This window comes from Embleya sp. NPDC008237 (assembly GCF_042956465.1).
Lineage (GTDB): Bacteria > Actinomycetota > Actinomycetes > Streptomycetales > Streptomycetaceae > Embleya.
Genome location: NZ_JBIBGL010000006.1, coordinates 514,650 through 520,942 on the forward strand (window position 1 = coordinate 514,650; position 6,293 = coordinate 520,942).

Below are 6,293 nucleotides of genomic sequence, written 5' to 3' on the forward strand. Positions count from 1 at the left end.
CGAACGTACGCGGGCTCCGCCGACTCGTCGCGCGCGAGCATGACGCCGCCCGTGCCGTTCGCCCGGGCGTATGCGCCCGACGCGCACGCCGCGGCGGCGCGCGTCGGTGCCGGCAGCGCCCTCGGCGACGCTCGCTCCGATCAGGCGCGGGCTTCGGCCGCCAATCCGAATTGTTCAAGAAATGCCATCTGGTCGAAGTACAGCCGGTAGTCGACGATCCGATCGTCCTTGACGGTGGCAACGTCGCAACCGTGGACGCGGATCTCGTTGCCGGTCGGCGGAAGCGTCCGGCCGTCGGGAAGTTTCACCGGGCCGGTGTTGGTCCCGTGGAACCATCCCTCGTCGATCGCGGTGTCACCCGCCTCGTACCGGTGCTCGTGTTCGAATCCGCTGTCCGGTACGGCGACGGCGAATTCGCCCATGTACTCCGCGATGGCGTCCCGACCGCGGAACCGGCCCTCCGGGGTGGTGGCCACCGCGTCCTCCGCGAAGCACTCCGCAATGGATGCGATGTCTCTGGACTCGGTCATCGCCTCGGTGAGCCGATCCATGACCTCACGTGCGTGTCCCATGACGTACCTCCTGCCGGGTACGGCCCCACCACCATGATCCCTCTCCCGGGGCCCGTGAGCCAGGGCCAGGGTCGGGACGCTGCCGTCGGTCGACACGAATCCTCGGGGTGGCGTGGTGCTTCGAGGACGAATTCCGGGTCGGGGACGACCGCGCGGCCCTCCGGGATCTTCCGTCCCGGTTCGCGCCGGTGATTTCGACGTCAGGGAGGGAGCTGTCGAGCGCGGGCGAGTGGGGCGTGGGTGCCGGTTCAACGTCCGGCGGGGGCGGTGTCCTCGTCCTGGGGGTGTCGCCGGCGCGCCCGGAAGTCCTGGCCCTTTCGGGCGCTCCATGCCATGAGCGCCGTTCTTGCCGGCAGGAGGACGCTACAGGCCGGGAACAAGAGTGCCGGGAACAGCCAGACTTCGACACCGCTCGCACCCATGGCCATCCGGACGATCACCGTCCCCACATAGGCGAGGGCCCCGGCGCCGAGCCACCACTTCCACGCACTCCTGCTGGGACCTTCGGTGGGGCGGTTGGGGTTCTCGTCGTCCCGGGTGCTCACCGGGTGCCCCCTTTTCTTGCGCCACAGGGCCCGGACGAGGAAGGCGGCACCGAATACGGCGAGGACCGCCGCCAGGAGCCCCCACCCCATGGGCGATTCCGGTATCCCCCGGGCGTACTCGTCCACGTCCACCTCCGTCGCCGATTCCTGTCGTGCGGGTTGGCCGAACGTCTGCCCCGGAGGGTGAAAGAGCACACCCACACCGGGAGTTCCGGCCGATCGACAGGTGCGGACACCGTGCGCGGGTGGCTGCGTTGTCGGCTGCGATTCCCGGTGCAGCGCGCGACGTCCGGGGGCGAGAACACGGTTTCTCGCGTGCTCGACTTGTGTGCCGGGTCAAGGCGAGGGCGAGTGTGAGGGCGGGGCGGGCGGCGGGCCGCGGGTACGGCGAGGCGGCCGGGGGCTTCCGGTGGTGTGGTCGTCGAGGGCTGGGAGAGGTGCCGGTGCTTCGTGGTGGGTCGTCGTGTCGGGGTGGTTTTTCCGGCGCGGCGAGTCGGCCACGGCTCCGCGGGCGGAGCTGTTTTGCGTACCCGACGTGGCGGAAAATCTGTCCTGCCCGGAGTAGACATTGGGAGGATCGGTAGGTATGTTTTCTTCCGTAGCCAAGCGAATCAGTGAGGCGCGACAGAGACGAACTGGCGCGCGTTGTTGAGGGTTCGACAGCAGAGTCCCGGGGCCGTTGGTTGTTCGGCGAGGGTTCCGGAGGCTGGTTGTCGGGCCGAGGAGAACCGAGGGCGGCCCACGGGGTCGCCGTGCATTACGAGCAGTACCGGTAGGACGAGCAGTAAGCAGTAACCGGCAGTATTTGTGGTTCGGTTTTACCCGCGGTGGCAGTACCCGTTGCAGGACGAAGGAACAGGAGAGGAAGGAGCGAACGCCATCCGGATCGCCCGCTCGGCGCGGTGAAGATTTCGGCCGAGTGGGATCCGTGGAGACGCCGGTAGGAGAGGTGTCCGCGGTCACGCAATTGCGATCCCCGCGCCTGCCCCTCAGGGGCGGATGCGGAACGGATAGGCCGACACGTCGGTGTCGGTGGATGGTGTGGATTTCTTTCGGGGCCCTGGTGCCGTACGGCGCCAGGGCCCCTCGACGCGTTTCCGATCGGCTGTGGCGGATGTGAACTCGATGGATGGATGCGAACTCAAGAGAGGCGCCGATGGCTTCCAAATCCCGCTCGACTCCGGCCAAGGCCGACAAGCTCGATGACGACGACTACCCCGCCTACACGATGGGCCGCGCGGCCGAATTGATCGGCGCATCCCAGGGTTTCCTGCGCGCGATCGGGGAGTACGGTCTGATCACCCCGCTGCGTTCGGAGGGCGGCCACCGCCGTTACTCCCGCTATCAGTTGCGTATTGCCCAGCGTGCCCGTGAACTCGTCGACCAGGGCACCGCCGTCGACGCCGCTTGCCGCATCGTGATTCTCGAGGACCAGTTGGAAGAGGCCCTGCGCCTGAACGCCGAATTGCGCGAGGCGGCCCAGACCGAATCGGACGAGAGCTGACCTGGCGATGACGCTCGGGCGCGGTGCCCCCACGGGGGCGCGCGCCGGCGAGCGGATCGACCCGGCCGCCCGCCGGGTCCGCCGGGTTCGGTCGTCCCCGAAAGTTCGCAGGTGTTCGCCCGCCGGCCCCCATGCGACGGTGCTCCGGCCGATGCTTGCCCACTGGGCCCGGGAGGCCCTCGCGACGCCGGGCGTCCGGGCGCCCAGGTGCCCGAGGATTACCCACGTCGAGCCGCCCCGCCTGTTCGGCCTCCTCCCACGACACGCGACACACGAACCGTGCCCCGCGCCATCGGAATTGCCTGAATCGCTCCGGCGCGCCGATCGGGCCCGCGGCCGGCTGCTCCGCCTCGCGATCCGCCTCGGCGGAGCCGGACGTCGACACGGGCGAAAATCTGTCACGCCGAAGGTAGACATTCATGTGGAGCGCGGCTAGCGTTCTCTATGTCGGAACCGAAGGAAACGTCAAACGGACGTGGCAGATGACGAACTGCCCGTGCAGTGGAACATGTCGAGTGATCGTCGGGGCCGGTGTGGGTAAGGGGCTCCGGCGGCAGACGTAGGAAGGATCGTCGGGCAGATCGGGACCGGGAATCGCAGAGGGTTTCGACTGGCGGCGAGGCAGACGCAAACAAGCGCAACGCAGCAACCGCAAACGCAAAACCCGCACGGAGCAATTGCAAGTCAGAGGAGAAGGGAAGGGTTCCAGAACGCCATCGGATAGCCCGCGATCGGTGACATGGTCGAGCGGGCACCGCGGTCCATCCGAACGAAAGGTGGTCTTCGGTCACGCATACGCGATCCCCGCATATTCTGCCGCCCCGCGCGGCAGTGCGGATACGACACCGGTCTTCGACCGGTGGATGGTGAGACAACCCGAAACCCCGGACCCCGGTGCCATGGCACCGGGGTCCTCGTCGTGAGCGGTGTGAACAGCCGAATCCGTCGGGACGCCGCCCTCCGCGGCGGCATCGTCCTTTCCTCCGGTGTTCGCGGAGAACAGAACTCTCAGGGCTTTCGGGTCAGCCGGCGTCGGGGCGGAGAAGGCCGGTGAGGACGCCCGTGACGATGCGGTCGAAGAGGTGTTCCACCGGCTCGTCGTCGTCGGTGCCCTGAGCGGCGAATGCGGCGGCCAGGTGGGGGTGTCGGCCCGATGTCGCGACGTGGGTCAGGTAGGCGGCCTGGGCCTGCTGCCATTGCGGGAGGGTCCGGCCGGCTCGGGCCTGGTTGATCTCCGTGCGGGCGAGTCCGGCGACCACGGCGCTGAGGACGGCGATCGCCTCCAGCTTGGTGCGGGACGGAACCTGGAGGCCGGACAGCGCACCCAGCGCGCATTCGAGATACGCGATGGTGTTCGGCCCGAGTGGGGTTCGGGTGGCGGTCGCGTCGAGAAGCCAGGGATGGGCGAGGGTGACGCGACGGCTCTCGCGGGCGAGGTCCAGGAGGTCTTCGAGCCAGTCGCCGCCGGGTTGAGGGTGTCGGATCCCGGAGTGCGCGCGGTCGACCATGAGTTCGACGAGTTCCTCGCGCGTGGCGACGTAGCGGTACAGCGAGGCCGGACCCGCGCCGAGGGCGTCGGCCACGGCGCGCATGGTGACGGCGGCGAGGCCGTGGGCGTCGGCGAGGGCCATTCCCGCGGCGGCGAGAGTGTCGCGGTCGTAGCCGGGAGCCGGCCCGCGCGCGGCGCGTTCGGGACGGAGCCAGATGTTGTCGGCCGAGCCCACGACGATGCCTCTTTCCACTGCGAACGATGTATGCAGTATCGTAGCGTCCCAGAACTGCGAACATCGATCGCAGTTGATGCGGAGGAGGACACGATGGCTACGACGGCCAGGGATTCCGCACCGGAAGACGCTCCCGCGGCGCGCTCGTGGACGCCGACCCGGTACGCCCGCAACGGCAGTGTCGAGATCGCCTACGACCGGCTCGACGGCTCGCGGGGCGAGCCGCTGCTCCTGGTGATGGGCCTGGCGACGGCGCGGTTCTGGTGGCCCGACGGCCTTTCCGGAGCGTTCGCGGACGCCGGATTCGAGGTCGCCCGCTACGACCAGCGGGATGCGGGCGAGTCGACGCGGATGCCGGATACGGCGACGGGCAACCCGTTCAAGGCGCTGTTCGGCAAGCGGGGCGAGGCGTACACGGCCGAGGACATGACGGACGACGCCGTTGCGGTGATGGACGAACTCGGTTGGGAGCGTGTGCACGTCTTCGGTCACTCGATGGGCGGGCTGATCGCCCAGCGGCTCGCGCTGCGGTATCCGGAACGGGTGCTCAGCCTCACCTCGTCGGCCGCGCTTCCCAGCGACGTGTCCGGCCTGGGCGTACTGCGCTACCTGCGCTTCGGGCTCCTGGCGAAGCTCGCGCGCGCCAAGTTCCCCGAAGGCCGTGAGGGGGACATCGAGGCGTCTCTCACGGTGTGGCGAGGGATCGCCTCGCCCGGCTACCCGTTCGACGAGGAGGCGGCCCGCGCGTGGGTCGAGGCGGAGGTCGACAGCGGGCCGCGCGACAAGAAGGCCCAGAGCCGTCAGATCGGCGCACAGTGGCACGGGCCGAAGTTGGCGGAGCTGAGGCACCCCACGCTCGTCCTGCACGGCGAACAGGACCCGATCCTGCGGGTGCGCGCCGGCCGCGCCACCGCCCGGGCGATCCCAGGCGCCCGCCTGGTCACCTATCCGGGTGTCGGCCACGACCTGCCCGCGGCGCTGTGGCCCGATGTCGCGGGCGAGGTGGCCCGGGTGGCGGAACCGGGCGGGAGGCGACCCCGGAAGGCCCCGGCTCCCGGGACGCTCGGCTGACCGGGTACACCTGCCGACGTCTGCTCCTGTCTGCCCCGCCTCGGGGAGGGCGCCCCCACGATCGGGGGATCCGCGGTGGGGCCGGTGCCGCGGCCTTGGAGCATCACGGCGGGTCCCGCTCGTCATGGTCGGCTGGACACTCGCGGGAGTGGCGGCCGGGGTATGGAAGGTCCGCGACCGCGACGCGTGACACCGGTGCCGGCTGCCCGGCAGGCCGACCTGCGGGCCTGCCGGGCAGCACGATCGGGAACGACCGCGGTGTGCGTGCGCTACCTGCCGCGTGCGGGTCGGCTCAGCAGGGGCCGAGGTCGACCCAGACGCCCCATTGGCCGGTGGTTCCGGGGACTTCGCCCTGGGTCCACCACTTGGCGCGGTAGGTGTGGCCTTGATGGGAGACCACGCTGCCGTTGGTGTAGACCGAGTCGGCGTTCCAGGCGGGCGCGGTGCAGGTGCCCGGTCCGGTGCCGCCGACGGTCAGCGTGTATTGCGCCGTATGGGTGGTGGCGCCGCTGCCGGTCACTGTCACCGTGTACGTACCAGCGGTCGCCGTCGAACTCGCCGACAACTTCAGGGACGAGCTGTTGCCGGACTGGACGGTGGCCGGCGTGAATTGCGCGGTCACCCCGTTGGGCAGGTTCGACGCGGTCAGGGTGAGCGATTGCGCCGCACCGCTGGTGGTCGTGGTGCCCACGGTGGTGGTGACGTCCCCGCCGACCGCCACGTTGCCCGAGCTCGGGGTGAGGCTGATCGAGAAGTCGGGGTTGCCCGGCCCACCGTTACAGGTGGGGTCGTTGGGCTGTGCGGGCAGGCTGACGGCGTCCCAGGCGGCCTTGGTCTTGTTGAACAGGACGCAGGTGGGGTCGAGGGTCTTGGCCGA

At 69.7% G+C, this 6,293-nt stretch carries 6 protein-coding genes; 2 read left to right on the forward strand and 4 right to left on the reverse strand.

What is annotated here, in order from left to right:
* Window positions 1-140: 140 nt before the first annotated feature.
* Together ACFZBU_RS18920 and ACFZBU_RS18925 are read right to left on the reverse strand one after the other, a co-directional pair.
* On the reverse strand, window positions 141-572 hold the full coding sequence (locus ACFZBU_RS18920; protein ID WP_391584736.1) for an ester cyclase: 432 nt from the start codon (window positions 570-572) through the stop codon (window positions 141-143).
* A gap of 248 nt (window positions 573-820) precedes the next feature.
* Window positions 821-1,243: a hypothetical protein gene (locus ACFZBU_RS18925; RefSeq protein WP_391584737.1), complete on the reverse strand. Its 423-nt coding sequence runs from the start codon at window positions 1,241-1,243 to the stop codon at window positions 821-823.
* Between the two features lie 1,030 nt (window positions 1,244-2,273).
* Between ACFZBU_RS18925 and ACFZBU_RS18930 the strand changes: the two genes are divergently transcribed.
* Window positions 2,274-2,621: a MerR family transcriptional regulator gene (locus ACFZBU_RS18930; RefSeq protein WP_391584738.1), complete on the forward strand. Its 348-nt coding sequence runs from the start codon at window positions 2,274-2,276 to the stop codon at window positions 2,619-2,621.
* A 1,022-nt stretch (window positions 2,622-3,643) separates the two neighbouring features.
* Here ACFZBU_RS18930 and ACFZBU_RS18935 read toward each other — a convergent pair.
* Window positions 3,644-4,363, reverse strand: a complete 720-nt coding sequence (locus ACFZBU_RS18935) for a TetR/AcrR family transcriptional regulator (RefSeq protein WP_391584739.1) — start codon at window positions 4,361-4,363, stop codon at window positions 3,644-3,646.
* 75 nt (window positions 4,364-4,438) lie between these two features.
* Here ACFZBU_RS18935 and ACFZBU_RS18940 point away from each other — a divergent pair, with 75 nt between their 5' ends.
* Window positions 4,439-5,416, forward strand: coding sequence for an alpha/beta fold hydrolase (locus tag ACFZBU_RS18940; protein ID WP_391584740.1), 978 nt, complete (start codon window positions 4,439-4,441; stop codon window positions 5,414-5,416).
* 292 nt (window positions 5,417-5,708) lie between these two features.
* Here ACFZBU_RS18940 and ACFZBU_RS18945 read toward each other — a convergent pair.
* Window positions 5,709-6,293: carbohydrate-binding protein (locus ACFZBU_RS18945; protein WP_391584741.1), on the reverse strand; the 585-nt coding region annotated here is incomplete at its 5' end.